General features: G+C 67.3%; 23 protein-coding genes. 14 read left to right on the top strand and 9 right to left on the bottom strand.

Annotated features, from left to right (window positions below; translation table 11 throughout):
- Window positions 1-3 precede the first annotated feature (3 nt).
- Together OG874_RS32380 and OG874_RS32375 are read right to left on the bottom strand one after the other, a co-directional pair.
- Window positions 4-984, bottom strand: a complete 981-nt coding sequence (locus OG874_RS32380; RefSeq protein WP_442943156.1) for a glutamate ABC transporter substrate-binding protein — start codon at window positions 982-984, stop codon at window positions 4-6.
- Window positions 981-2,363, bottom strand: coding sequence for a hypothetical protein (locus OG874_RS32375; protein ID WP_330250874.1), 1,383 nt, complete (start codon window positions 2,361-2,363; stop codon window positions 981-983). Before OG874_RS32375 ends, OG874_RS32380 begins: the two co-directional genes overlap by 4 nt.
- Window positions 2,364-2,478: 115 nt before the next feature.
- Here OG874_RS32375 and OG874_RS32370 point away from each other — a divergent pair, with 115 nt between their 5' ends.
- On the top strand, window positions 2,479-3,183 hold the full coding sequence (locus OG874_RS32370) for an NUDIX hydrolase (protein ID WP_330250873.1): 705 nt from the start codon (window positions 2,479-2,481) through the stop codon (window positions 3,181-3,183).
- A 144-nt stretch (window positions 3,184-3,327) separates the two neighbouring features.
- Here OG874_RS32370 and thiE read toward each other — a convergent pair whose 3' ends face one another.
- The gene (gene thiE, locus OG874_RS32365; protein ID WP_330250872.1) at window positions 3,328-4,035 is read right to left on the bottom strand and encodes a thiamine phosphate synthase; all 708 of its coding nucleotides are present in this window, start codon (window positions 4,033-4,035) and stop codon (window positions 3,328-3,330) included.
- Window positions 4,036-4,092: 57 nt separating this feature from the next.
- Between thiE and thiO the strand changes: the two genes are divergently transcribed.
- From thiO to OG874_RS32335, 6 genes are all read left to right on the top strand, one after another.
- Complete coding sequence (thiO, locus tag OG874_RS32360) at window positions 4,093-5,187, top strand: glycine oxidase ThiO (RefSeq protein WP_330250871.1); 1,095 nt, start codon at window positions 4,093-4,095, stop codon at window positions 5,185-5,187.
- Window positions 5,184-5,402 (top strand): sulfur carrier protein ThiS, encoded by a 219-nt coding sequence (gene thiS, locus OG874_RS32355; RefSeq protein WP_330250870.1) that lies wholly within the window; start codon window positions 5,184-5,186, stop codon window positions 5,400-5,402. The genes thiO and thiS overlap by 4 nt, the downstream gene beginning before the upstream one ends.
- On the top strand, window positions 5,395-6,186 hold the full coding sequence (locus tag OG874_RS32350) for a thiazole synthase (RefSeq protein ID WP_442943155.1): 792 nt from the start codon (window positions 5,395-5,397) through the stop codon (window positions 6,184-6,186). Before thiS ends, OG874_RS32350 begins: the two co-directional genes overlap by 8 nt.
- A 123-nt stretch (window positions 6,187-6,309) precedes the next feature.
- Entirely contained in the window at window positions 6,310-7,254 is a 945-nt protein-coding gene (locus OG874_RS32345) for an ABC transporter ATP-binding protein (RefSeq protein WP_330250869.1), read from the top strand.
- Window positions 7,254-8,012 (top strand): ABC transporter permease, encoded by a 759-nt coding sequence (locus OG874_RS32340; RefSeq protein ID WP_330250868.1) that lies wholly within the window; start codon window positions 7,254-7,256, stop codon window positions 8,010-8,012. The genes OG874_RS32345 and OG874_RS32340 overlap by 1 nt, the downstream gene beginning before the upstream one ends.
- Window positions 8,013-8,514: 502 nt before the next feature.
- Window positions 8,515-9,300: an adenylate/guanylate cyclase domain-containing protein gene (locus OG874_RS32335; protein ID WP_330257511.1), complete on the top strand. Its 786-nt coding sequence runs from the start codon at window positions 8,515-8,517 to the stop codon at window positions 9,298-9,300.
- 166 nt (window positions 9,301-9,466) lie between these two features.
- On the opposite strand, the gene OG874_RS32330 is transcribed toward OG874_RS32335, so the two are convergent.
- A complete protein-coding gene (locus tag OG874_RS32330; protein ID WP_330250867.1) occupies window positions 9,467-9,610 on the bottom strand; it encodes a hypothetical protein in 144 nt (47 codons plus the stop codon).
- A gap of 197 nt (window positions 9,611-9,807) precedes the next feature.
- On the opposite strand from OG874_RS32330, the gene OG874_RS32325 reads away from it, so the two are divergent.
- Genes OG874_RS32325 through OG874_RS32295 form a run of 7 tightly spaced genes read left to right on the top strand, consistent with a single transcriptional unit; the run spans window position 9,808 to window position 18,895 of the window.
- The gene (locus OG874_RS32325; protein ID WP_330250866.1) at window positions 9,808-11,520 is read left to right on the top strand and encodes an acyclic terpene utilization AtuA family protein; all 1,713 of its coding nucleotides are present in this window, start codon (window positions 9,808-9,810) and stop codon (window positions 11,518-11,520) included.
- Window positions 11,517-12,665 (top strand): acyl-CoA dehydrogenase family protein, encoded by a 1,149-nt coding sequence (locus OG874_RS32320; protein ID WP_330250865.1) that lies wholly within the window; start codon window positions 11,517-11,519, stop codon window positions 12,663-12,665. The genes OG874_RS32325 and OG874_RS32320 overlap by 4 nt, the downstream gene beginning before the upstream one ends.
- Complete coding sequence (locus OG874_RS32315; RefSeq protein WP_330250864.1) at window positions 12,662-14,260, top strand: acyl-CoA carboxylase subunit beta; 1,599 nt, start codon at window positions 12,662-12,664, stop codon at window positions 14,258-14,260. Before OG874_RS32320 ends, OG874_RS32315 begins: the two co-directional genes overlap by 4 nt.
- 8 nt (window positions 14,261-14,268) lie before the next feature.
- Window positions 14,269-16,266, top strand: coding sequence for an acetyl/propionyl/methylcrotonyl-CoA carboxylase subunit alpha (locus tag OG874_RS32310; protein ID WP_330250863.1), 1,998 nt, complete (start codon window positions 14,269-14,271; stop codon window positions 16,264-16,266).
- Complete coding sequence (locus tag OG874_RS32305) at window positions 16,266-17,426, top strand: acyl-CoA dehydrogenase family protein (RefSeq protein ID WP_330250862.1); 1,161 nt, start codon at window positions 16,266-16,268, stop codon at window positions 17,424-17,426. The genes OG874_RS32310 and OG874_RS32305 overlap by 1 nt, the downstream gene beginning before the upstream one ends.
- 40 nt (window positions 17,427-17,466) lie before the next feature.
- Window positions 17,467-18,276, top strand: a complete 810-nt coding sequence (locus OG874_RS32300; protein WP_330257510.1) for an enoyl-CoA hydratase family protein — start codon at window positions 17,467-17,469, stop codon at window positions 18,274-18,276.
- Between the two features lie 4 nt (window positions 18,277-18,280).
- Window positions 18,281-18,895 carry a TetR/AcrR family transcriptional regulator gene (locus OG874_RS32295; RefSeq protein ID WP_330250861.1) on the top strand — a complete coding sequence of 205 codons (615 nt, stop codon included), beginning with the start codon at window positions 18,281-18,283 and terminating at the stop codon, window positions 18,893-18,895.
- A gap of 2 nt (window positions 18,896-18,897) precedes the next feature.
- Here OG874_RS32295 and OG874_RS32290 read toward each other — a convergent pair whose 3' ends face one another.
- The 5 genes from OG874_RS32290 to OG874_RS32270 all read right to left on the bottom strand — a co-directional run bounded on the left by OG874_RS32290 (window position 18,898) and on the right by OG874_RS32270 (window position 24,777).
- Window positions 18,898-19,929 carry a hypothetical protein gene (locus OG874_RS32290; protein WP_330250860.1) on the bottom strand — a complete coding sequence of 344 codons (1,032 nt, stop codon included), beginning with the start codon at window positions 19,927-19,929 and terminating at the stop codon, window positions 18,898-18,900.
- A 40-nt stretch (window positions 19,930-19,969) separates the two neighbouring features.
- Entirely contained in the window at window positions 19,970-20,335 is a 366-nt protein-coding gene (locus OG874_RS32285) for a hypothetical protein (protein ID WP_330250859.1), read from the bottom strand.
- 322 nt (window positions 20,336-20,657) lie between these two features.
- Window positions 20,658-22,751, bottom strand: a complete 2,094-nt coding sequence (locus OG874_RS32280; RefSeq protein WP_330250858.1) for an ArnT family glycosyltransferase — start codon at window positions 22,749-22,751, stop codon at window positions 20,658-20,660.
- A complete protein-coding gene (locus OG874_RS32275) occupies window positions 22,748-24,067 on the bottom strand; it encodes a bifunctional glycosyltransferase family 2/GtrA family protein (protein ID WP_330250857.1) in 1,320 nt (439 codons plus the stop codon). Before OG874_RS32275 ends, OG874_RS32280 begins: the two co-directional genes overlap by 4 nt.
- Before the next feature lie 62 nt (window positions 24,068-24,129).
- Window positions 24,130-24,777 carry an SAM-dependent methyltransferase gene (locus OG874_RS32270; RefSeq protein ID WP_330250856.1) on the bottom strand — a complete coding sequence of 216 codons (648 nt, stop codon included), beginning with the start codon at window positions 24,775-24,777 and terminating at the stop codon, window positions 24,130-24,132.
- Window positions 24,778-24,820: the final 43 nt, after the last annotated feature.

Below are 24,820 nucleotides of genomic sequence, written 5' to 3'. Positions count from 1 at the left end.
CCGTCAGTCCTGATAGGTAGGGGCGGGCGGAGCTGGAACCGGCCCGAGGGCGATGAGGTATTGCTGGTACAGCCGAACCCACGTGCCGTCGTTGCGAATACGCTCCAGTGTGCCGTTGACGAAACGGACCAGGTCATCGTTGCCTTTGGGTATTCCGATGCCGTAGGGCTCGACGCTGATGCTGGGGCCGACCAGTTCGGTATACGACGGGTCCTGCGCGGTGAGACCCGCGAGGACGGCGTCGTCGGTGCTGATCGCGTCGACTTGGCGCTGCTGCAGGACGACCAAACAGTCGGCCCAGGTGGGCACGGTGAGGATGGTCGCGGCGGGCTGGTCGCGGCGGATGTGGTCCAGCGAGGTGGTGCCGGATACGGTGCACACCCGCTTACCCGCCAGATCGGCCAAGCTGCGGACACCGGAGTTCTTCACCGCGAGCACGCGCTGATTCGCTTGGAGATAGATGGTCGAGAACGTAACCTTCTCGCGCCGTTCGCAATTGATCGTCATCGTCTTGGCGACCAGGTCGACGCTGTGGTTCTGCAACGCGGTCTCGCGCTCGGCTGAGCCGAGACTGCGGTACTCGATCTGCTCCGGGCTGCCGAGCAGATCGCGGGCGACCTCCCTGGCGATATCGGCGTCGAAGCCGACGATGGTGCCGCTGACCGGGTCGCGGAAGCTGAAAAGGTTACTACCGGTGTCCAATCCGACCACCAGCCGACCGCGGGCGCGGATCGCATCGATGGTCGGGCCGCGGGCGGCGAGGCCCGCGCCGGTGGGCCGCAGGCTGGCGGTCGGATCGCCGCACTGCTCGTCTCGTTCCGGCGGTACCGGTGAATCCGTCAGCACTGGAATGGCTTTGGCTGGCAGCGGCGGTTCGGTGTAGCTGCCGACCTTGGTGGTTGTCGTCGCATCCGAGCCCGCCGTACACCCGGCGAGCAGGGCCGTCGTGGCGAGCGCGGCGAGTAGCCCGCGCGCCCGGTTCACCGGTACTCCCGAAGTCGCGGCCACATACCCAGCCCGACATAGCCCGCGGCGAGGATCCCCAGCACCATCGCGCCGGGCGCCAGGAAGTCCAGCGACCGTGCCGCGCCGGAGATGTTGTCGCGCAACGTATCGCGGGTCGCGTCCAACCCTTGGCTGAGCGCCCGGTCCAGCGCGTCCACCTGCGCCGCGGCATCCGCCGCACCGGGACCGGTCGCCACCGTCGCCGCCCCGACGAAATCGCCGTGGGCCAGGGTGTCGTTCATCCGCTGATGGGCGACCTGCCAACGACCGAGCGCCGCACGGGCATTCGCTATCTCACCCGCCGCCGGTGCGTCGGCGGGATAGCCGCCGAGTAGTTCGTTGAGACGGGTGACGCTCGCCTCGTAGGTCCGGTCGTAGTCGCCGGTCGCGTCGCGGCGCACCAGTTTGAGCGTTTCCGCCGACCGCGCCTGCTGGGTCAGGATCCGGCTCTCGGTCAATCGGGAGGCGGGCACCGCGCCGTGATCGCGTCCGCCGATCATCTCCGCGGCCGAGATCGAGCCCGCGACCACCGTCCACGCCAACAGGATCAGTATCGCGGTGCAGGCGAGCAACAGACCCGGGTTGAGCACGCGATGCCAGCGTTTCGACAGATCGACCTGTGCCCAGATCAACGCCGCCAGCGCGAGGATCAGCAAGGCGATCGCGGGCAACGGCGGCTGGACGTGATGGCGCTGGGCGGCGGTAACGGCATCGGAGCGATGGCTCTGCAGTTGCGCGGCCATCGGCAGCAGGGTGGTCTGCATCTGATTAGAGGCCTCGCTCAAATATGCCGCGCCGACCGGGAATCCGTTGCGATTGTTCGCGCGGGCGGTCTCGATCAGGCCCGCGTAGACCGGCAGGCCGGTGGCGATGCCGGTGCGCAGCTGGGTATCCGGGTTGTTGTCGTCGGTGGTCTGGCCCGCGGCGTGACCCGTTTGCGTCACCAGTTCCGCGGACGCCTCGCCGAGTGCCTGGCTGTAGCGATCGCGTACGGCCTCCGGTTCCAGTCCGCCCGCGATGAACGCGGTACTTGCGGCGGCGTCGGCGATGGAGAGCGAGGTGTAGAGGTGGTGCGAGGAATTCGCGTCCGGCTCGGTGTCGTCGAGCAGGAAGTCCAGTGCCTGCTGACGATCGCTCACCGTTGCCGCGGTCATCATGCCCGCTCCCAGGCATATGCCGATGAGCAGCAGTCCGATGGCGATGAGTCGACCCGGGGTCGATAGCGCGAAGGATCGTAGGTTGGCTGGGTCCAGATATGCGCGAAGTCCGGCCTCTCGCGGCACGTCGAGCCGCTCGGGCGCGGCCTCGGCCGTGACTGACGGCGGCCGCGGGGCCGTCGTCGCTTCGAGCGCTGCCATCTCCACCTCCCCGGTTCGGTGCGCGCGTGTGCTCCTCTTGGGAGCTTATTGTGGTCTTACCGGCGCCGTGGCGTGTGAAACACCCTGCCACGGCTGGATGAGGATGGGTAACCAGATGCGTGGTGACGGTGACGGTTGGTCCCGCGGCCCGGATGGATTGCGGCATTGGGGCCGCTTCGGCGCCGCCGGACTCCTGCTGCGCGCACCGCTCACGGGCGGCGGTTCAGCGGTGTTGTTGCAGCACCGGGCGCCGTGGAGTCATCAGGGCGGCACCTGGGCGCTGCCCGGCGGCGCCCGCGACAGCCACGAGACTCCGGTGCACGCGGCGGTCCGTGAGGCATGGGAAGAAGCGGGTATCGATCCCGCAGATGTTCGGGTCCGCGGTGAGCGTGTCACCGCCACCGCATTGAGTGGTTGGACGTACATCACCGTCGTGGCCGACGCCGTAATGGCCCTGCCGACGAGTCGCAACCGCGAGAGCAGCGCACTGGAGTGGGTTCCCGAAGACGAGGTGGACACCCATCCGCTGCACCCCGGTTTCGCCGCCTCCTGGCCGGCCCTGCGCGCGGCTCCGGCGCGCGTGCGCCTCGACGAGGTAGACGATGCCAACACAGTCGCAGCCGCATTGCCCCGCACCGTGGACCTAGCCGACCAGGGTTTCGTCTGGCTGCACTCCGACCCCAACGGACCCGGCACCTACGCCCGGATCATCGACCTGGTCGATACGGCCCCAGCAGACGCGATTGCGCCACCCGCGAACCCTGAGACACTTCCCCCCGACCCAGTCCTCTCCCTCACCCGCATCCAAGTCCTCTCCTGATAAAAGCAGTCCGCCGAGAATCCGCTGATGCCGGTGCGTTCTCGACGTTTGCCTGCACCAGCCTGGTGATCGTTTGTCCAGGATTTGTCGGCGGACTTGAACCTCCGCCCGGCCTCAGCGCGACGGCTGACGGGGATCGGATGCTCAGCGGCGCTGAGCGTTGTGCAGTAGGGCCGCCTTCAGGTCCCGGGCGGCGGCCTCCGGATCGCGTGCTTCGGTAATCGCACGCACGACGACAACGCGCTCGGCTCCGGCGTCCAAAACCTCGGGTAGTCGTTCGGCATCGATCCCGCCGATCGCGAACCAGGGCCGGCTGGGATGTGCGTCAGCGGTGGAGCGCACCAGATCCAGACCCGCGGCCTGTCGTCCGGGCTTGGTCGGTGTCGCCCACACCGGGCCGGTGCAGAAGTAGTCGATGTGCTCGTCGATCGCGGCCAGCCCGGCCTGGGCCCGGCTGCTCGTGGAGCGCCCGATCACCACCTCCGGTCCGAGGATGCGGCGCGCGTACCAGGGTGGCAGATCGTTCTGACCGAGGTGCAGTACGTCCGCGCCGACCGCGAGCGCGATATCGGCGCGGTCGTTCACCGCGACCAGCGCACCGCGCCTGCGGGCCACGGACTTCAGCTCGGCCAGCGCGCCGATCTCGGCCTTGGCCTCGAGCGGGCCGAACTTCGCCTCACCGGGCGACCCCTTATCCCTGAGCTGAATGATGTCGACGCCCCCCGCGAGCGCCGCCTCGGCGAACTTCGCCAGGTCGCCCTTCTCCCGGCGGGCATCGGTGCAGAGATACAGCCGGGCGGTAGCCAAACGCTCCCGGGGCGGTAGGGATCGGAACTGGTGGGAGGGTTGCACGTGCTCGACCGTAGTCGCGCTACCGTGGGGATGCGAATAGTGAGGCAGGTGGAAGTAATGCGGACTCTGGCCGTCGTCGGTGGCGGCGCCATCGGACTGGCCGCCGCCTGGCGGGCCGCCGCGGCGGGCTGGGCGGTCACCGTATTCGATCCCGCCGCCGGATCCGGCGCGTCCTGGGTTGCCGGGGGAATGCTCGCACCGCTTTCGGAGGGCTGGCCGGGGGAGGACCTGGTCCTGGAATTCGGCGCTGCCTCACTCGCCCGCTGGCCGCGATTCGCCGCACAGCTCGCCTCGACGACCGATGTGTCCGTCTTCGTAGCCGACGAAACCCTGACCGTCGCGCTGGACGGCGCTGACGCCGCGGACCTGCGCACCGTCGCGAAGTGGGTCGGCGAAAGAGGCCACGAACTCGAGGTGCTCGACCGGGCGGGTGTGCGTGCGCTGGAACCCGCGCTCGCCCGCACCGTGCGCGCCGGTCTGCGCGCCGCCGCCGAACCCGCCATCGACAACCGCCGATTGCTCGACGCACTCCAAAAGGCCTGCGCGACAGCCGGAGTCGAAATGCGCGCCGAAACCGTCGAATCGATGGACGCGCTGCCACACGATCAGATCGTGCTCGCCGCGGGCGCGGCCTCCGCGCGGCTGTGGCCAGGGCTGCAAGTGCGCCCGGTCAAGGGCGAGATCCTGCGCCTGCGTCATCGGCCGGGCGCGACACCGCCGCCACGGCGGGTGATTCGCGCGCGGGTGCACGGCAGGCCCGTCTACCTGGTGCCGCGTGCGGATGGAATCGTCGTCGGCGCAACACAATACGAGGCGGGCTACGACACGACGGTGACCGTCGCCGGCGTCCGTGATCTGATCGCCGACGCCGAGGCGGTGCTGCCGGGTATCGGCGAGTACGAATTGGCCGAGACCAGTGCCGGATCCCGGCCGGGCACCCCCGACAACCTGCCGCTGATCGGGCGCCTCACCGACCGGATCGTGGCGGCCACCGGCCACGGACGCAACGGCATGCTCGCCGTCCCGCTCACGGTCGACGCGGTGCTGAGCCTGCTCGACGGCGCGCTGCTCGATGACGCGAAAGCTGCCGACCCCCAACGTTTTTCGACGGCGCACCCGCCGTCCCTCGCTACATCTGGAGGAGTTCGATGACCTCGATCTCAGTTCCCATCGGTGTCACCGTGAACGGGCAGGACCACGAGTTCGCCCAATCGCTCACGGTGCGTGAACTTCTCGACCGCCTCGGGCTGCCGTCCAAGGGTGTCGCGCTCGCGGTGGACGGCGCGGTCTTCCCGAAGTCGCGCTGGGATGAGCCGGTCGGGCGCGGCTGGGAGATCGAAGTGCTGACGGCGGTTCAGGGTGGCTGACACATCGGCAAACGTGGGCGCACCGGAAAACGCCGACGCACTGGAGATCGCGGGCAGGCGCTTCGGCTCCCGCCTCATCATGGGTACCGGCGGCGCGGAGAACCTCGCGGTGCTGGAGGAGGCGCTGGTCGCCTCGGGCACCGAACTCACCACGGTCGCGATGCGCCGCGTCGATGCTGTCGGCGGCACCGGCGTCCTGGACCTGCTCAAGCGTCTCGAGATCATGCCGCTGCCCAATACCGCGGGCTGTCGCACCGCCGCCGAGGCCGTGCTCACCGCGCAGCTGGCCGCCGAGGCGCTGGACACCAACTGGGTCAAGCTCGAGGTGATCGCCGACGAGCGCACCCTGCTCCCGGATCCGATCGAATTGCTCACCGCCGCCGAACAATTGGTCGACGCCGGATTCGTCGTACTGCCCTACACCACCGATGACCCGATCCTGGCCCGCCGACTCGAGGATGCCGGCTGCGCCGCCGTCATGCCGCTCGGCGCCCCGATCGGCACCGGTCTGGGCATCGGAAATCCGCACAATATCGAGATGATCGTGGCCGCCGCGGGCGTCCCGGTCATCCTCGACGCGGGCATCGGCACCGCAAGCGACGCCGCCCTGGCCATGGAACTCGGCTGCTCGGCCGTCCTGCTCGCCACCGCCGTCACCCGCGCCCAGCGCCCCGCCCTGATGGCCGCCGCCATGCGGAACGCGGTCGACGCCGGTTACTTGGCGCGACAAGCCGGCCGCATCCCGAAACGCTTCTGGGCGCAGGCCTCCTCACCGGCTCGCTGACTCAGGGTTGACCCCATCGCATCCGGGGCGGGTAGTTCCCTATAGCCCGTCATCCCTGAGGATGATTGAACTAGGCACCATTTAATGACGCGCGCAGCCGCGCTTTGCGGAAAGCTGGTCACCATGATCGAGCTGAGAGGCCTGACCAAACATTACGGGCAGACCGTCGCGGTGCAAGATCTCTCCTTCACCGTTCGACCCGGACAGGTGACGGGCTTTCTTGGGCCGAACGGCGCCGGTAAATCCACCACCATGCGGATGATCCTCGGCCTGGACAAGCCCACCGCGGGCACCGCATTGATTCAGGGCAAGCCCTACCACGAGCTGGACCATCCGCTGCGTGCCGTCGGCGCACTGCTGGATGCCAAGTGGGTGCATCCGAACCGCTCGGCGCGCGCGCATCTGCAGTGGATGGCCGCGTCCAACGGCATCGCCATGTCCCGGGTGGACGAGGTGCTGCGGCTGGTCGGCCTGTCCGAGGTAGCGGGCAAGAACGCCGGTGGTTTCTCCCTCGGCATGTCGCAGCGGCTCGGCCTGGCCGGTGCGCTGCTCGGCGATCCGCCGGTGCTGCTGTTCGACGAGCCGGTGAACGGCCTGGACCCGGAGGGCATTCTCTGGATCCGCCGGTTCATGCAGCGGCTCGCGGCCGAGGGGCGCACGGTGCTGGTCTCCAGCCATCTGCTTTCCGAAATGGCTCAGACCGCGGAGCATCTGGTCGTGATCGGCCGCGGTCAGCTGATCTCCGATTCGACCACCCAGGAATTCATCGAGCGCGCCTCGGAACAGTCGGTGCGCGTGCGCAGTCCGCAGCTCGAGCAGTTGCGCAGCCTGCTCACCTCCAATGGCCTGACCGTCCGCGAAGACGGCGCAGGCCAGGATGGCGCGGCACTGGTGGTCGCCGGGGTGACCAGTGACGCGGTCGGCAAACTCGCCGGCGCGAACGACATCACCCTGTTCGAGCTGGCGCCGCAGCGGGCCTCGCTGGAGGAGGCGTTCATGCGGATGACCGGTGGCGCTGTGCAATACCACGGCGAAGGCTTCGATCAGGTGATGGGAGGTGCGCTCTGATGGGCGTGCTGGCAGCAGAACGAATCAAGCTCACCTCGACTCGGTCGCCCTGGTGGTGCTCGGCAATCGTGGTGGTGCTCGCGCTCGGTTTGGCCGCGCTCTTCGCGGCGGTGGCCCGCTCTTCCTCCGGCCAGGAGAACGCGCTGGATCTCACCGTCGCCGCGGCGGTCGGCGGGATCAGCGGATTCGGCGTGATGGTCCTGATGATCATGGCGACCCTGACGGTGACCAGCGAATACCGGTTCGGCATCATCCGGACGACGTTCCAGGCGACGCCGCACCGTGCCAAGGTCATCACGACGAAGGCCGGTCTGGTCGGGGTGTACGGCGCGGTGCTCACCATCGTGTTGGCCTTCGCCGCGTTCGCGATCGCCAAGGCGGTCGGTGGCGATGCGGCCACGAATATGAAGCTCTCGGGCGGTGACGCCTGGCGCGAGATCTACGGTATCCCGATCTACGCCCTGCTCAGCGTGATCCTCGCGGTCGGCATCGGTGTGCTGGTCCGGCAGTCGGCGGCGGCGATTTCGCTGATCGTGTTGTGGCCCTTGCTGATCGAGTCGCTGCTCGGCGCGTTCGGCAGCTTCGGGCGCAATGTGCAGCCGTTCCTGCCCTTCGCGAACGCGGGGCACTTCTACAGCGCGACGGAATCCACGGCGAACTGGCACTGGGGACCGTGGGGCAGCCTGCTCTACTTCGCCGCCTTCGTCGCGATCGTCTTCGGCGCCGCACTGGTCGTGGTGAACCAGCGCGACGCCTGACCCAAGTGCTACCCGAGTTGCCCTCCCTCGCCACTCGGGTGCTGGGCGCCGACCTTGTCGGGAGGTTCGTGCGCCCGTGCACCATCCGCCACTGCCCGGCGGACGGTGTGGGCATCGGCCCGGTGTGGATCCCCTTCCACCCCGGGTCGATGCGCGTTTCGGGACAATCCGGGCGCCCGTGTGAACATCCCGGAAACTGTGCACCAGGTCGCTTCCATCCGGAAACGCGGGCCGCTAGGCTCGGAATCAGCAACCAATGAGTTATCTATCGGCGGACCCGCTGCAGTGCCCGCTACGTCCGATCGAGGGGTGGCAGGTGGCAATAATAAGTAACCCGTCGACGGTTGGTCGGCTGAGATACGCTCGGGGCGTGAGCGAAACACCTTCCGGCGGTGCTGAGCCTGGGGCGGGGCCGGAGGACAACGGCGGTAATCCGCCCGAGGTGTCCATACCCTTGGTTCCCGCCGACGAGGAGGATGGTCCGCGGCGTCGTGCTTCGGGTATGCGTCGCGCGCAATTCTCCACACTGGTGAATGCCGCGAATCAGCGAGCCGATCTGATCGGTGCCCTGCGCAAGGCGCGTGAGCAACTGCCGGGTGATCCGTCTTTCGGTGACCCACTGTCGGTTTCGGGGCCCGGCGGCGCCCGCGCGGTCGCGCGTGCCGCGGATAAGTTGGTCGGCGATACGCCGAGTGCGGCCCGCGAGATCGGCTTCGGCGCACTGCAGCTCTGGCAGGCCATGCTGGAGCGAGTCGGACGCGGTCGAGGTAGCGAAGAGATAACTGTGATGTTCACCGATCTGGTGGCGTTCTCCAGTTGGTCGCTCTCGGTCGGCGATGAGGCGACCTTGGAGCTGTTGCGGGGAGTGGCCAAGGCCATCGAGCCGCCGATCGCCGATCGCAGCGGGCACGTGGTCAAGCGCATGGGCGACGGGGTGATGGCCGTGTTCACCTCGGCCGATCACGCGGTCCGTGCCGCCGTGCACGCCAAGCGCAACCTGGCCGAGGTCAGTGTGCGCGGCTATCGCCCGCAGATGCGGATCGGTCTGCATACGGGTTCGCCCCGCGAGATCGGCGGCGACTGGCTCGGTGTGGACGTCACCATCGCCGCGCGCGTGATGGAGGCGGGCGGCAATGGCAACACCATGCTCTCGGAGGCGACATTGCAGTCGGTGGCGCCGGAAACGCTTGAGGAACTCGGGTTCTCGGTCCGGCCCTACCGACGCAGCTTCTTCGCCGCACCATTGAGCGGAGTGCCGGAGGACCTGCGGATCTTCCGACTGTGTTGAATTGCGCCGCCTTCGGCGACGCGTGTTCGCGGCCCCCTGATGTCTCACGTCCGAGCAGTCGAGACTCGCGCCTGCGGCGCCTGCGCTTCGACTGCTCGGACGCGAGACGGGCCGCGAACGGTCGCTCGTAAGACTCGCTCCCTGGTGGTTGATCCGGGTGGGTCGACTACACCAGCCAGAGGACCGCGCCTGCGGCCGCGAATGCACCCAGCACCGCGAGGGCGATGGCCAGCGGCCGGATGCTCTTCCAGGTGGAATAGGCCCCGCCCAGGAGAAATCCGGCCAGCGCGAACAGGATGACGGAGTACATCCGGCCATTGTGCCCGGCGTCCGCGATGGCGTTTCCTCGACCCGGTGCGCCGGTATGAGAGGTCTGCGCAATTAACAAGCACGCATGCTTGCTTTTTTCTTGATCCGGTGTGATGCTGGACCCGGAACGCGGACTCCACCGGTGGCGCAACGCGGCGGCGCCGGGACGGTTCGCCGCACAGGAGGGCCTTCCGGCTGATGAGTATGCTGGCCGCCGATCCGGATCTGATCCGAATCGGCAACTGCTCCGGCTTCTACGGTGATCGGCTCAGCGCCATGCGCGAGATGCTCGAAGGCGGGCAGCTCGATGTGCTCACCGGGGACTATCTCGCTGAGCTGACCATGTTGATCCTCGGCCGCGACCGGATGAAGGATCCCAGCCTCGGCTACGCGAAGACCTTCGTCCGGCAGCTCGAGGACTGCCTCGGACTGGCGCTGGAACGCAATGTGCAGATCGTCACCAATGCGGGCGGACTCAATCCCGCCGGGCTGGCGCAGAAACTGCGCGAGGTCGCCGCGGACCTGGGGCTGGACGCCAAGGTCGCGCACGTCGAGGGGGACGACTTGCTCGGCCGCGCAGGCGAACTCGGCCTTGGCGCACCACTGACCGCCAATGCCTATCTCGGCGCGTGGGGCATCGTCGAATGCCTGAACGCGGGCGCGGATATCGTGGTCACCGGACGGGTCACCGACGCATCGGTGATCGTCGGCCCGGCCGCCGCGCATTTCGGTTGGGGGCGTACCGATTACGACCAGCTGGCCGGAGCTGTGGTGGCGGGGCACGTCATCGAATGCGGCACCCAGGCCACCGGCGGCAACTTCGCGTTCTTCACGGAGTTGGCCGATCTGGGCCGCCCGGGCTTCCCGATCGCCGAAGTGCGCAGGGACGGCAACAGTGTCATCACCAAGCATCGGGGCACCGGCGGGGCCGTCACGGTGGATACCGTTGCGGCGCAGCTGATGTACGAGATCCAGGGCGCGCGTTATGCGGGGCCGGATGTCACGTCGCGGCTCGACAGCATCCGGTTGAGCAAGCAGGGTTCCGATCGCGTGCTGATCAGTGGTGTGACCGGCGAGGCGCCGTCGCCGCGGCTCAAGGTGTCGCTCAATACGCTCGGCGGCTTCCGCAACGAGATGGAGTTCATTCTCACCGGACTCGATATCGAAGCGAAAGCCGCACTGGCGCAACGACAGCTGGAGTCATGGCTGCCGGTGCGGCCCGCGGAGCTGACCTGGACACTGGCGCGGCTGGATCGGCCGGACGCCGAAACCGAGGAGCAGGCAAGCGCTTTGCTGCGCTGCGTGGTGCGCGATCCGGACCCGGACAAGGTCGGGCGCGCCTTCTCCAATGTCGCGGTCGAGTTGGCGTTGGCGAGTTATCCGGGCGCGAGCTTCACCAGCCTGCCCGGCAATGGTTCGCCGTATGGCGTGTACACCCCGGGATTCGTCGATGCGACCGAGGTGCCGCACGCGGCGGTACTACCGCAGGGCACCCGCGTCGACATCGCGCCCGCGTCGGAAACCCTGGAATTGGCCGAGGTCGCCGAACCGGAACTTCCGCAACCCTGGTCCGCCGGCGAAACTCACCGGGCACCGCTCGGCACGATCGCGCTGGCGCGCAGCGGCGATAAGGGCGGCAACGCCAATATCGGCGTGTGGGTGCGCACCGACGAGCAGTGGCGTTGGCTGGCGCACACGCTCACGGTCGAGCGGATCAAGGAACTGCTGCCGGAGACCGCTCCGCTCACCGTCACTCGGCATGTGCTACCGAATCTGCGTGCCGTGAACTTCATCATCGAAGGTCTGCTCGGACAGGGTGTGGCCTATCAGGCCCGCTTCGATCCGCAGGCCAAGGGGCTCGGCGAATGGCTGCGCTCGCGTCACATCGATATTCCTTTGGAGCTTCTATGAATCCGTGGAAAACCTCCGAGCGGCGCGAATTGCGTGCCACCGTAAGAGGTTTCGCTGAGCGTGAGGTGTTGCCATACCTCGATGACTGGGAACGCGACGGTGAGATCCCACGCGACCTGCACAAGAAGGCCGGTGCGCTCGGACTGCTGGGAATCCAATTCCCGGAATCCGCGGGCGGTTCCGGCGGTGACGGCATCGACGCCATGATCGTCTGCGAGGAAATGCACCAGTCCGGTTGTTCCGGAGGGCTTTTCGCCTCACTGTTCACCTGCGGTATCGCCGTTCCGCACATCATCGCCTCCGGTAACGAAGACCTGATCGAGCGCTTCGCCCGCCCCACGCTGGCCGGGGAGAAGATCGGCTCGCTCGCCATTACCGAGCCCGGCGGCGGTTCCGACGTCGGCCACCTCACCACCACCGCACGCCGCGACGGCGACCACTACATCGTCAACGGCGCCAAGACCTACATCACCTCGGGGGTGCGCGCCGATTACGTTGTCACGGCGGTGCGCACGGGCGGCCCCGGCTCCGGCGGGATTTCGCTGCTGGTGGTGGAGAAGGGCACGCCGGGCTTCACCGTCAGCCGCAAACTCGACAAGATGGGCTGGCGCGCCTCCGATACCGCTGAGCTGTCCTATGTGGATGTCCGTGTGCCGGTGGAGAATCTGGTCGGCCCGGAGAACTCCGGCTTCTACCAGATCGCGGGTGCGTTCGTGAGCGAGCGCGTCGGCCTTGCGGTGCAGGCGTATTCGCAGGCGCAGCGTTGCCTGGACCTGACCCTCGAGTGGGTGCGCAACCGGGAGACCTTCGGCCGCCCGCTGATCAGCCGCCAGGCCGTGCAGAACACGGTGACCGAGATGGCACGCCGCATCGACGTGGCCCGGGTCTACACCCGAGATGTGGTGCAGCGCAGCGCGGACGGCGAAACCGATCTGATCGCCGAGGTGTGCTTCGCCAAGAACACCGCCGTCGAGGCGGGGGAATGGGTGGCCAACCAGGCCGTGCAGCTGTTCGGCGGCCTCGGCTATATGCGCGAATCCGAAGTGGAGCGGCAGTACCGCGATATCCGCATCCTCGGGATCGGCGGCGGCACCACCGAAATACTGACCGGACTGGCGGCGAAACGATTGGGGTACCAATCTTGACGACACTACGAACCACGCTCGATACCGGATCGCCGGAGTACGCGGCCGCGGCCGCGGCTATGAGCACCAAGCTCACCGAGGTGGAGGCCGAATTCGCCAAGGCCATCGCGGGCGGCGGACCGGAGAAGCTGGCGCGGCATCGCAAACGCGGCAAGCTGACCGCGCGCGAACGCATCGAACTGCTCATCGACGAGGATTCGCCGTTCCTGGAGCTGTGCCCACTTGCCGCGTGGGGCAGCGACTTCCACGTCGGTGCGAGTGTGGTGTGCGGCATCGGCATCGTGGAGGGCGTCGAATGCATGATCGTCGCGCCGGATCCGACCGTGCGCGGCGGCACCTCGAATCCGTGGACGCTGCGCAAGAACCTGCGCATGAACGACATCGTCATGCAGAATCGGCTGCCGGTGATCGGCCTCGTCGAATCCGGTGGCGCGGATCTGCCGACGCAGAAGGAAGTCTTCGTCCCCGGCGGGCGGATGTTCCGCGATCTCACCAGGGCATCGGCGGCCGGAATCCCCACCATCGCACTGGTTTTCGGCAACTCCACCGCTGGCGGCGCCTACATCCCCGGCATGTCCGATTACACGGTGATGATCAAGGAGCGCTCCAAGGTGTTCCTCGGTGGGCCGCCGCTGGTCAAGATGGCCACCGGTGAGGAGTCCGATGACGAATCGCTCGGCGGCGCGGATATGCATGCGCGCGTCTCTGGTCTTGCCGATTATCTGGCGGTCGACGAACAGGACGCGATCCGCATCGGCCGCTCCATCATCAAGCGGCTGAACTGGCAGAAGCAGGGCCCGGCTCCGCATGCCGAGGTGATCGAGCCGCTGTACGACCCGGACGAGTTGCTCGGCATAGTCCCGTCCGATCTGAAGATTCCGTTCGATCCGCGCGAGGTGATCGCCCGCGTCGTCGACGGGTCCGATTTCGACGAGTTCAAGCCGCTCTACGGCAGCAGTCTGGTCACCGGATGGGCGCAGTTGCACGGCTATCCGGTCGGCATTCTCGCCAATGCGCGCGGCGTGCTGTTCTCGGAGGAGTCGCAGAAGGCGACGCAGTTCATCCAGCTGGCCAACCAGTCGAATACGCCACTGCTGTTCCTGCACAACACCACCGGCTACATGGTCGGCAAGGAGTTCGAGCAGAAGGGCATCATCAAACACGGCGCGATGATGATCAATGCGGTTTCGAATTCGAAGGTGCCGCATATTTCGCTGCTGATGGGCGCGTCCTACGGCGCCGGGCACTACGGCATGTGCGGTCGGGCCTACGACCCGCGGTTCGTCTTCGCCTGGCCCAGTGCGAAATCCGCCGTCATGGGCGGTGCGCAGCTGGCCGGTGTGATCTCGATCGTGGGCCGGGCGGCCGCGGAGGCCAGGGGCATCGCGTTCGACGAGGAGGCCGATGCCGGGATGCGCGCGATGGTGGAGGCACAGATCGAGGCCGAGTCGCTGCCGATGTTCATGTCGGGACGGTTGTACGACGACGGCGTGATCGATCCCCGTGATACCCGCACGGTATTGGGAATGGCCTTGTCGGCCATCCACAGTGCCCCAGTCAAGGGCGCCGATGGCTTCGGCGTCTTCCGGATGTGAGGGCCGCCATGTTCTCGAATGTTCTGGTTGCCAACCGGGGTGAGATCGCCCGCCGGGTCTTCGCCACCTGTCGTCGCATGGGGATCGGCACGGTCGCGGTCTACTCCGACGCGGACGCCGCCGCCCCGCACGTCGCCGAAGCCGATGCGGCGGTACGCCTTCCAGGGAACACCCCCGCGCAGACCTACCTGCGCGGTGAGCTGATCATCGAGGCGGCATTGGCCACCGGTGCCGACGCCATCCATCCTGGCTACGGATTCCTTTCCGAGAACGCCGAATTCGCGCGAGCCGTGCTCGCCGCGGGGCTGGTGTGGATCGGTCCGCCGGTCGAGGCCATCGAGCAGATGGGTTCGAAGGTCGCCTCGAAGAAGATGATGGATGCCGCCGGTGTCCCGGTGCTCGCTGAATTGGATCCGGCCGAGGTCACCGAGGCGCAGTTGCCGGTGCTGATCAAGGCATCCGCCGGTGGCGGTGGCCGCGGTATGCGCGTGGTGCGCAGCCTCGGTGACCTGGAGCCTCAGATCAGCGCCGCGCGCAGGGAAGCCGAATCGGCGTTCGGTGATCCGACGGTGTTCTGCGAGCGGTACCTGGAGACCGGCAGACATATCGAGGTCCAGGTCATGGCCGATATGCACGGCACGATCTGGGCGGTCGGCGAGCGTGAGTGCTCCATTCAGCGCCGCCACCAGAAGGTCATCGAGGAGGCCCCTGCACCGCTGGTGGAGCGGACCGGCGGCATGCGCGCGCGGCTCTTCGAGGCGGCGAAGCTGGCGGCCGGTGCGATCGGTTACACCGGTGCGGGCACCGTGGAATTCCTGGCCGACGAGGCGGGCGAATTCTTCTTCCTGGAGATGAATACCCGGCTGCAGGTGGAACATCCGGTCACCGAATGCACCACCGGACTGGATCTGGTGCGCGCGCAGCTCGAGGTCGCGGCGGGCGGCGAGTTGCCTGCCGAGCCGCCGTCGATGCACGGGCACTCGATCGAGGTCCGGCTGTATGCCGAGGATCCGGCGCATGATTGGCAGCCGCAGAGCGGCACGGTGCATCGGATCGACATCCCTTCGGTGACAACCGAATTCGAGATACTCGATAAGCCCGGCGTGCGGCTGGATTCCGGTGTGGTGGACGGCTCGGTCGTCGGTGTGCACTACGACCCGATGCTCGCGAAGGTCATCTCCTACGCCGAGACGCGCGGCGAGGCCGCCCGACTGCTGGCAACGGCGTTGCGGCGGGCCAAGATTCACGGTCTGGTCACCAACCGCGATCTGCTCGTCCGAGTGCTGGGCCATCCCGCGTTCCTGGCCGGCGATACCGACACCGCGTTCTTCGATACCCATGGCTTGGACGTGCTGGCCGCGCCCTTGGTGTCCGAGGCCGATGCGGCGCTCTCGATCGTCGCCGCCGCGCTCGCGGATGCCGCGGCGAACCGCAAGTCCGCCAGGGTCGGCGGCGGACTGCCCGCGGGGTGGCGGAATCTACCGGCCCAGGCACAGCACAAGCAGTACGAAGGCCGCACCAGCGGAACACATGACATCGGTTACCGCTTCACCCGTACCGGAATCGCGGTCGACGGTCACGACGGCCTCGAACTGGTGGATGCGAGCCCAGAGCGCGTCGTGCTCGCGGTGCCCGGCGAACGCGGGCTGGTGCGGAGGCAATTCGATATCGCTCGCTATGGCGATCTGGTCTGCGTGGATTCGCCGCTCGGACCGGTCTCGGTGCACAGGCTGCCGCGCTTCAGCGATCCGGCCGATCAGGTCGCGCACGGTTCACTACTCGCGCCCATGCCGGGCAGCGTGATTCGGATCGGCGCGGAGGTCGGTAGCGCCGTCGCGCAGGGGCAGCCGATTCTGTGGCTGGAGGCGATGAAGATGGAGCACACCATCTCCGCACCCGCCGCAGGCGTGCTCAGCGCGCTCAACGTCACTGTCGGCCAGCAGGTCGATGTCGGTGCCGTACTCGCCGTCGTCGATCCCGCCGAAGACCAAAACCAGGAGAACTGATGAGTTTCATCGAAACCGAAGAGCAGAAGGCACTGCGGGCCGCTGTCGCCGCCCTGGCGGCGAAGTACAACTACCGTGACTACGTCCTGCCGAAGGCGCGCAAGAATGAGCCGCTCACCGAATTATGGGACGAGGCAGGCAAGCTCGGCTTTCTCGGGGTGAATCTGCCGGAGGAGTTCGGCGGTGGTGGCGCGGGCATGTACGAGCTGTCGCTGGTGATGGAGGAGTTGGCCGCGCAGGGTGCGGGTCTGCTGCTGATGGTGGTCTCCCCGGCCATCTGCGGCACGATCATCACCAAATACGGCACCGACGAGCAGAAGCGGCAGTGGCTGCCCAAACTCGCCGACGGCAGCGGGAAGATGGTCTTCGGTATCACCGAACCGGATGCGGGCTCGAACTCGCACCAGATCACCACCACCGCCCGCCGCGACGGTGACGACTGGATCCTCAACGGCCGCAAGATCTTCATCTCCGGTGTAGACCAGGCCGAGGCCGTGCTCATCGTGTCGCGCACCGAGGATCACAAGACCGGTAAGCTCAAGCCCGCGTTGTTCATCGTGCCGACCGATGCCCCCGGGTTCGTGAAAACGCCGCAGGAAATGGACATCATCGAACCGGACCACCAGTTCACGCTGTTCCTCGATGACGTGCGGTTGCCGTCGAATGCGTTGGTGGGTAAGGAAGATGCCGCACTGATGCAGCTGTTCGCGGGCCTCAACCCGGAGCGCATCATGGGTGCGGCCATGGCCGTCGGCATGGGTCGCTACGCCATCGACCGCGCCGTCGAGTACGCCAAGGAGCGCACGGTGTGGAAGTCGCCGATCGGCGCGCACCAAGGCATTTCGCATCCCCTGGCCGCGGTGAAGGTGGAGGTGGAACTAGCCAAACTGATGATGCAGAAGGCCGCGACCCTCTACGACGCGGGCGACGAGATGGGTGCCGCCGAGGCCGCCAATATGGCGAAATACGCTGCGGCGGAGGCCAGTATCAAGGCGCTGGATCAGGCGATCCAGACGCACGGCGGCGCGGGCCTCACCAAGGAGTACGGCCTCGCCGCTATGCTCGCCGCGGCCCGAATCGGCCGCATCGCCCCGGTCAGCCGCGAGATGGTGCTGAACTTCGTCGCCCAGTACTCGCTGGGCCTGCCGAAGTCCTACTGACACAGGAGGCTCGATGAATTCAGCGTCGCATCGCGACTCGATGACGGGTGGTGGCCCGGCGACGGGTGGGCCCGAGACATCCACCGCGCCATACGTGCGTTACGAGGTCAGCAATGGTTTCGCGACGCTCACCCTCGATTCGCCGCACAACCGCAACGCGCTGTCCTCGCGGCTGGTCGCCGAACTGCTCCATGGCCTCGACGATGCCGCCGCCGACCCGTCGGTGCGCGGCATCGTGCTCGCGCATACCGGCAATACCTTCTGCGCGGGCGCGGATCTCAGTGAAGCCAGCACTGCCGATCCGGCGGTGGCCGCCGACGAACGCACCCGCGTGATGATCGGTGTGCTGCGCCGACTCGTCGAGACGCCGAAGCCGGTGATCGCCCGGATCGAGGGCAATGTGCGCGCGGGCGGCATGGGCATCGTCGCGGGCTGTGACATCGTCGTCGCCGGCCCCGGCAGCAGTTTCGCGCTCACCGAGGTGCGAATCGGGTTGGCGCCCTTCATGATTTCGCTGACCCTGCTACCGCGGCTCGATCCGCGTGCCGCCAGCCGCTACTACCTGACCGGCGAGAAGTTCGGCGCGGACGTCGCCGCGCAAATCGGTCTGGTCACCGTCACCGCCGACGATCCGGCGGCCGAGGTGGCCCGGCTGTGCGCGGAACTGCGCAAGGGCTCCCCGCAGGGTCTGGCGGAGGCCAAGCGACTGGTCAACGCGGCCATCCTGGCCGAGTTCGACAGCTCCGCCGAGGAACTCGCGACTCGCTCGGCGAGTTTCTTCGGCACCCCAGAGGTGCACGAGGGCATGCTGGCCTTCCTGCAACGCCGTCCGCCGAGCTGGGCACAATAGCGCCATGGTGACACCCCACGAACCCAAGCAGGACCGCAGCCGAGCCACCCGGCAGCGCCTGCTCGGGGCGACCATCGACTGCCTGGCCGAAAAGGGCTGGGCGGCAGCCACGGTCGCGGTTGTCGCGGAACGGGCCGGGGTGTCGCGCGGTGCGGCCCAGCACCACTTTCCGACCAGGGAAGACTTGATCACCGCCGCACTCGAGTACATGTTCGACAGCCGCACCCAGCAGGCCAAGGCCGAGGCGGGCACGGTCGCCGCACTGGCCGGCGGGCTCGGCCGCACCGAGGCCGTGGTGGCGGGCCTGGTCGAGTCCTACACCGGCCCGCTGTTCAAGGCGGCGCTGCAGGTGTGGACGCACGCGGCGGCCGATCCGGCGCTGCGCGAGCGAATCGTCCCGCTGGAAGCCAAGTTCGGCCGGATCTCGCATCGGCGCGCGGTGGAGGCGCTCGGCGTCGACGACACCGATCCGGTCACCCACCACCTCGTCCAGGCCACTCTCGATATGGCCCGCGGGCTCGGGCTGGCCGACGTCCTCACTGATGACTCGGCGCGCCGCAAACAGATCGTCGCGCAGTGGGCGGCCACGCTGCACGCCGCCCTGCACGCCCCACGCTGATCTCAGTCCGTACCCGGGTCCTCGGCCGGTGACACCTGCTCGAACCAAGCGATGGTCTCCTCCGGCGTCAGCACGCGCTCGAGGGTCAGATCGCCGAGCATATGCGGGAAGAACCGGCCCGCGGGCCAAGTGCGCTGGTACGGGGCCGGATCGAGGACCAGCAACCGAGTGCCGTCGACGACCGGGATATCCGACGGAGTGCCCTCATTCCAGATCCAGGTCCCATCCGGTGCGACGAGATTGAACGAGCCCTGGGTCAGCTGCATACCGGGCATATCGCGGCACATGGCGACGGCTTCGGCGGCAGGCGCCTCGCCGGGAATGTGCCCGCCGCCGATGAGGGCATCGGCGAGCAGGGTGTGCAGCTGGAAGTTGTCGCCGATGCCGGTAATGCGCACCGCGTAGCCGGTGCCGGTCTCCCGGTGCAAGACGATGACCGGCTCGTCGTCCAGCACGATCAGCGCGTAGCCGAGGCATTTGTCCCAGCGCCCGGAGATTTCGCCGAGGGCGTCGTGGCGCTGCCGGATGATGTCGCGTCCGGTGCTGCTGAACTGCTGCCGGACCGCCGCGCGCTGCAGCATGGCCAGACCGGCCCGGTTCCAGTCGTCCAACGTCCACCAGGACAGTGTTTCGAGGAATCCGAAATGCTCGAAGAACTGCTCATCCAGTTCGTCCTGCGCCGGATCGGGCAATTCGCCGATATCGGCGGCGGCCCACTGCTGCGCGAATTCCTGTGCGCTGTCGAGGGTTTTGGCGAGGTTGGCGAGTACACCCGGCGCACACGCCACCGGATCCGCGCCGCCCTCCACGCATGCGCCGATCAGGACCGCGATATTCGCGCGCGGTCCCGGCGGCACATCTGTCAGCACGGCGGCCAACCGCTTTCCGCCCTGGGCCATTTCTTCCGGAGTCGCCGATTCGTATAGGCGATGTAACTCCATATGGGCTTGTTGTTGCGCCGTCGGATCCTGCGCGTGCACCGCGCGTTCGAAATCGAAGACGGCGTCAATGAAGCGGTCGGTCGCCGAGCTCATATCAGCACGCTAACACGTTGGCACTCAATGGCTTTCGTGACTAGCAGGGTCCCGGCTCGTGTCCGGCGTCGACCGCGTAGGACGTGGAGCCGATGAGGACGCCCAGGAGTCCACCGATGACCAGTCCCGGGATGGCGCCGATGAAGAACAGCGGCAGACCCGCGATCCCGCCGATGGCCGCACCGAGTATGCCGCCGATGGCCGTCCTGGCCTCGATGGTGTCACCGGGCGGCAGACAGATGAACTGTGCGGATGTCGCGGAGCTCGGCTCCGACGACGCGACCGGGGCGACCGGATCGGGTGACGCGACCGGTTCGGCCGATGCGGTCGAGGCGAATCCGACGGTGAGTGCGATGGCGACCAATGCGCCGAGAACGGTGATGACGAATCTCGAAATACTTCTCACGGTGTTCCTGATGGTTCGGAGTTGACGCGTGCCCTGATGGGGGCTGCGGACCCCGACTGAAGTCGACACGCGCGGGACCATCATTACTGTAGATCGCGTTATGCGAAAGGCTTTGGGACGAAACTCCCATAGTGGGGAATTCGCCGAAATTCGTTCGCAACCCCGATGTCACACTCGCATGTCCGGCGTGCACGAGGCCGGACAGAAGGCCGGAGTCGAACGGCTGGTCGTGGTGTCCAGAAGCCAACTACCCGGCCGTCTGAGTCTGTCCCACAACCCAGTTCGCCCGGTGCCCACGCACCGGGCGAACTGAGGGTGCGGATCAGTGGGTGGTCAGGTCGTAGAGGGTTACGCCGTCGACTTCGGTCGCGGTGTAGTGCTCCTGGACCCATTTGCTGATCTCGCTGCTCTTGCCGCCGCCGGGACCGCCGCGGTCCTCGTCGCCGCGGTTGTTTCCGCTGCCGATGAAGTAGTGGATCTTTCCATCGGCGACATACTGTTCGAACTGATCCAGCGTCGGCGAGGGATCGCTGCCGTTGAAGCCACCGATCGGCATCACGGGCAGTTCGGCGGCCAGCTGGAATCCGGCGGCGCTGTTGGAGCCGACCGCGGCGGCGACCCAGGTGTAGTTGGTGCCGTTGGTTTCCAACAGATCGATAACCCGATCGCTGGGCTTGCCCGCGCCGAGCAGGCCACCGGCCGGTCCGCCCATCATCGAGCCGCCTTGGCCTTCGGAGCCACCCTGGCCTGCGGGAACACGGGTGCCATTGGGGCCGCCCGGGAGTGCGCCCTGCTCGCCATTCGTACCTTGACCACCGTCACCATTCGTAGTGCGACCGTCCGTATTTCGCCCACCCGGCATGCCACCGCCTGGACCGCCCGGCGCACCGCCGAATTCGCCGCCGGGTCGATGCCCGAACATCCCGACGTTGGGTCCCGCGGACGGAATCCCGCCCTCATGCGGAGTCGCGATGGCGTCGGCGGAATACGCGACCGGCCCGGCCAATCCGACGAACGCCACGGACAACGCGGACATCAGAGCCAGTTTCCGCGGCGCGGGCAGCAGCACCGCGATGGTCGCGATAACGCCGACCACCAGCACCGCCCACCGCAACCACGGCACGAAACTCGTACTGCGCGACAGCAACATCCAGGAGGTGGCCGTGGTCAGTCCGACCGCGAGCGCCGACAGCAGCCGGACCCACAGCCGATGCCGCTCGCGCCACAGCATGATCGCGCCGATGCCGACCAACGCCGCGACGGCCGGAGCCAGCGCGACCGTGTAGTACTGGTGGAAGATGCCCGCCATGAAGCTGAAGGTCAGCCCCGTCACCAGCAGCCAACCGCCCCACAGGATGAGCGATGCGCGCCGCCCATCGGTGCGAGCGGCCTTGCCGCGCAACAGAATTCCAGCCACCAGCGCGACCAGTGCGGCCGGGATCAGCCAGGCGATCTGACCGCCCTGCGCCGGTTCGAACATCCGGGTGATGCCGGCGTTGCCCCACATACTGCCGCCGCCGGGCGCGGGCATATCGCCGCCGCCGGGACCACCGCCGGGACCACCGCCGACGCTGCCGCGTTCGTTGCCGTTCAACCGGCCCAGCCCGTTGTAGCCGAGGGTGAGCTCGAGGATCGAATTATGCTGGGAGCCACCGATCCACGGCCGTGACGACTCGGGCCACAGCTCGACCGTCAGCAGCCACCATCCGGCCGCCACCAGCATGGCCGCGCCCGCCGCGAGCAACTGCAGGATCCGCTTGCCGAGCTTGGGCGGCCCGGCGATCAGGTAGGTCAGCGCCAGCGCGGGCACCACCAGCAGCACCTGCAATTGTTTGGTGAGGAACCCGAATCCGATGAAGACGCCGGTGAGCACCAGCCAACGGGTGCGCCCATCTTCGACCGCCCTGGTCATCGCCCACGCCGCCGCGATCATCAGGAACACCAGCAGTGCGTCCGGGTTGTTGAACCGGAACATCAGCGCCGCGACGGGAGTCGCCGCCAGCACCAGCCCGGCGATGAGCCCGGCCGCCGGGCCGAACGGCCTGCGTGCGGTCGCCCACACCAACGCCACCGAGGCGACGGCGAGCAGCACCTCGGGCACCAGGATGCTCCACGAGTTCAGCCCGAACACCCGCACCGACAGCTCCATCAACCAGAGCGAGGCCGGTGGCTTGTCGACGGTGATCGAGTTGGCCGCGTCCGAGGAGCCGAAGAAGAAGGCCTTCCAGGACTGCGAACCCGCTTGTACCGCAGCGGAATAGAAGGCATTGGCCCAGCCGTTGGCGCTGAGGTTGATCAGGTAGGCGATACCCGTGCCGATCAGCAGGACCGCCAATGCCGGGTACTCCCAGCGGTTCTCGGGTTCTGCCCGGGACTGAGGCGTTGCCGCCGTCGGCGGTGTCAGCGTTGCCGTCATCGCCCACCAATCGCATCGCCGCTGGCTACCGTCGCGGTTCGGCGCATGGGCTCGGTGACCGCATCCGCCGGACCGGCGTCGATCCTGGAGACTACTGTGCCCGTGGGATTGCGGAATACCCAACGCAGCCCGACGAATCGAATGAGCGTGGCGATCAGGTTGGCGATCACGAGGACGAACAACTCGAGGTGCACCGCCGCGTCCGGAGCCCATCGGTGCAGCGCGAACAATGACCCGCTGGTGACCAGCAAGCCGAAGCCGAATATCAATAGACCTTGGAACTGATGCGACACAACGCCATTCGATCCACGCACACCAAAGGTGAACGCGCGATTGGCGGCGGTATTGCCGATCGCGGTCACGAGCAGCGCCACGAAGTTCGCGACCTGCGCACCGGCGAATGGCTGCAACACCAGATACAGCAGCATGTAGGCGAGCGTGGAAATCACGCCGACGATCGCGAAGCGCACCACCTGCCCGACCATGCCCAATGGCACACCGGGAACCAGCGGTTCACGCCCGACCGCCTGCCGCAACTCCTCCAGCGGCAACGCACCCGTCGTCAGTCCGCGCAGCAGCCGCCACACGCCGAGCAGGTCCTTGCGCGCCGTATCGACGATATCCACCCGACTGTCCGGATCATCGATCCAATCGACCGGCACCTCATGGATGCGCAGTCCCGCACGCTCGGCGAGCACCAGCAGTTCGGTATCGAAGAACCATTCACCGTCCTGCACCAGCGGTAGCAGCCGCCGCGCCACATCGGTGCGCATTGCCTTGAATCCGCACTGCGCGTCCGAAAACCGGGCCTGCAGTGAGGCTTTCAGAATCAGGTTGTAGCAACGCGAGATGAACTCGCGCTTGGGCCCGCGCACCACCCGCGACGACGCGTCGAGCCGGGTGCCGATCGCCAGATCGGAATGCCCCGAGATCAGCGGAGCCACCAGCGGCAGCAACGCATTCAGATCCGTGGACAGATCCACATCCATATAGGCGACGACCTGCGCGTCGGAGTGCTCCCACACCGCCCGCAGCGCCCGGCCGCGTCCCTTCGCGTCCAAGTGCACTACTCTCACGTCATCGAGTTCGTCCGCGAGCAGCTGCGCGACCTGCATGGTGTCATCGGTGCTCGCATTATCGGCGACGGTGATCCGCGTCGGGAACGGAAACCCGTCGCGCAGGTAGGCGTGCAGCCGCCGCACGCACACACCGAGATCGGCCTCTTCGTTATAGACGGGGATCACGACATCCAGCACGGGCGTGATCACCGTTTCGGTCATTTCCGCCCGGTGCGCGGCGGTCGTTGATTCGGTCATGTAGACCACCCTCGCCAACCGCGCTTGAGCCCAGCTGGGCCCTGGCTGTGAGGTTGCTGTGCCTATCGCCGCAGTCGGCGCAGCCGCAGGATGGTATCGGAGCGGGTGCCGAGCTGCCCGTCGGGCCCGGTCAACTCCCGCTCGACCGCATCCGCGGTCTCCACCCGCCACTCGTCCGGCGCGATGGCGAGCCCGTCCAGTACCTCATCCATGGTCGGAAAGTGCACATCGACGTGCGGATGTTCGACGAATGACGCCCACCCGGCATGTCCCGCGATCAGCAGCGCCCCATCCGAGGCCACCGCCTCAGCCGCGCGGCGCAATACCTTCGTCCGCTCGTCGGCCTGCGCCACCGGCGAGTGAAAGAACTGCGCCGAGACCAGGTCGAAGTACCCCTCCGGAAACGTCTGCGCCAGATCGTGTTCAGCGAACTCGATGCGATCGGCGACACCGGCCTCCTCGGCATGCGCACCTGCCCGCCGCAACGCGGTCGCGGACACATCGACCGCGGTAACCCGCCACCCTTGCTGCGCCAACCAGACCGCGTCGCCACCCTCACCACATCCGAGATCCAGCGCAGTGCCCGGGGTGAGCCCGGCAACCTCACGCACCAGCAACTCGTTGGGATTTCCGGTCCAAATCTGACCCCGATCCTGGTAGAACTCTTCCCAGAACTCCTGAGCAGGCTGCGATGCGGTGCTGTCGGTCATCTGTCGATCTCCCATCCGAGTTACCGAGCGGGGTATCCGCCCT

The sequence above is a fragment of the Nocardia sp. NBC_00565 genome, from assembly GCF_036345915.1.
In the GTDB taxonomy this organism is placed as follows: domain Bacteria; phylum Actinomycetota; class Actinomycetes; order Mycobacteriales; family Mycobacteriaceae; genus Nocardia.
Note: the sequence above shows the minus strand (reverse complement) of the source record. Positions and strands in the feature narration are given on the sequence as shown.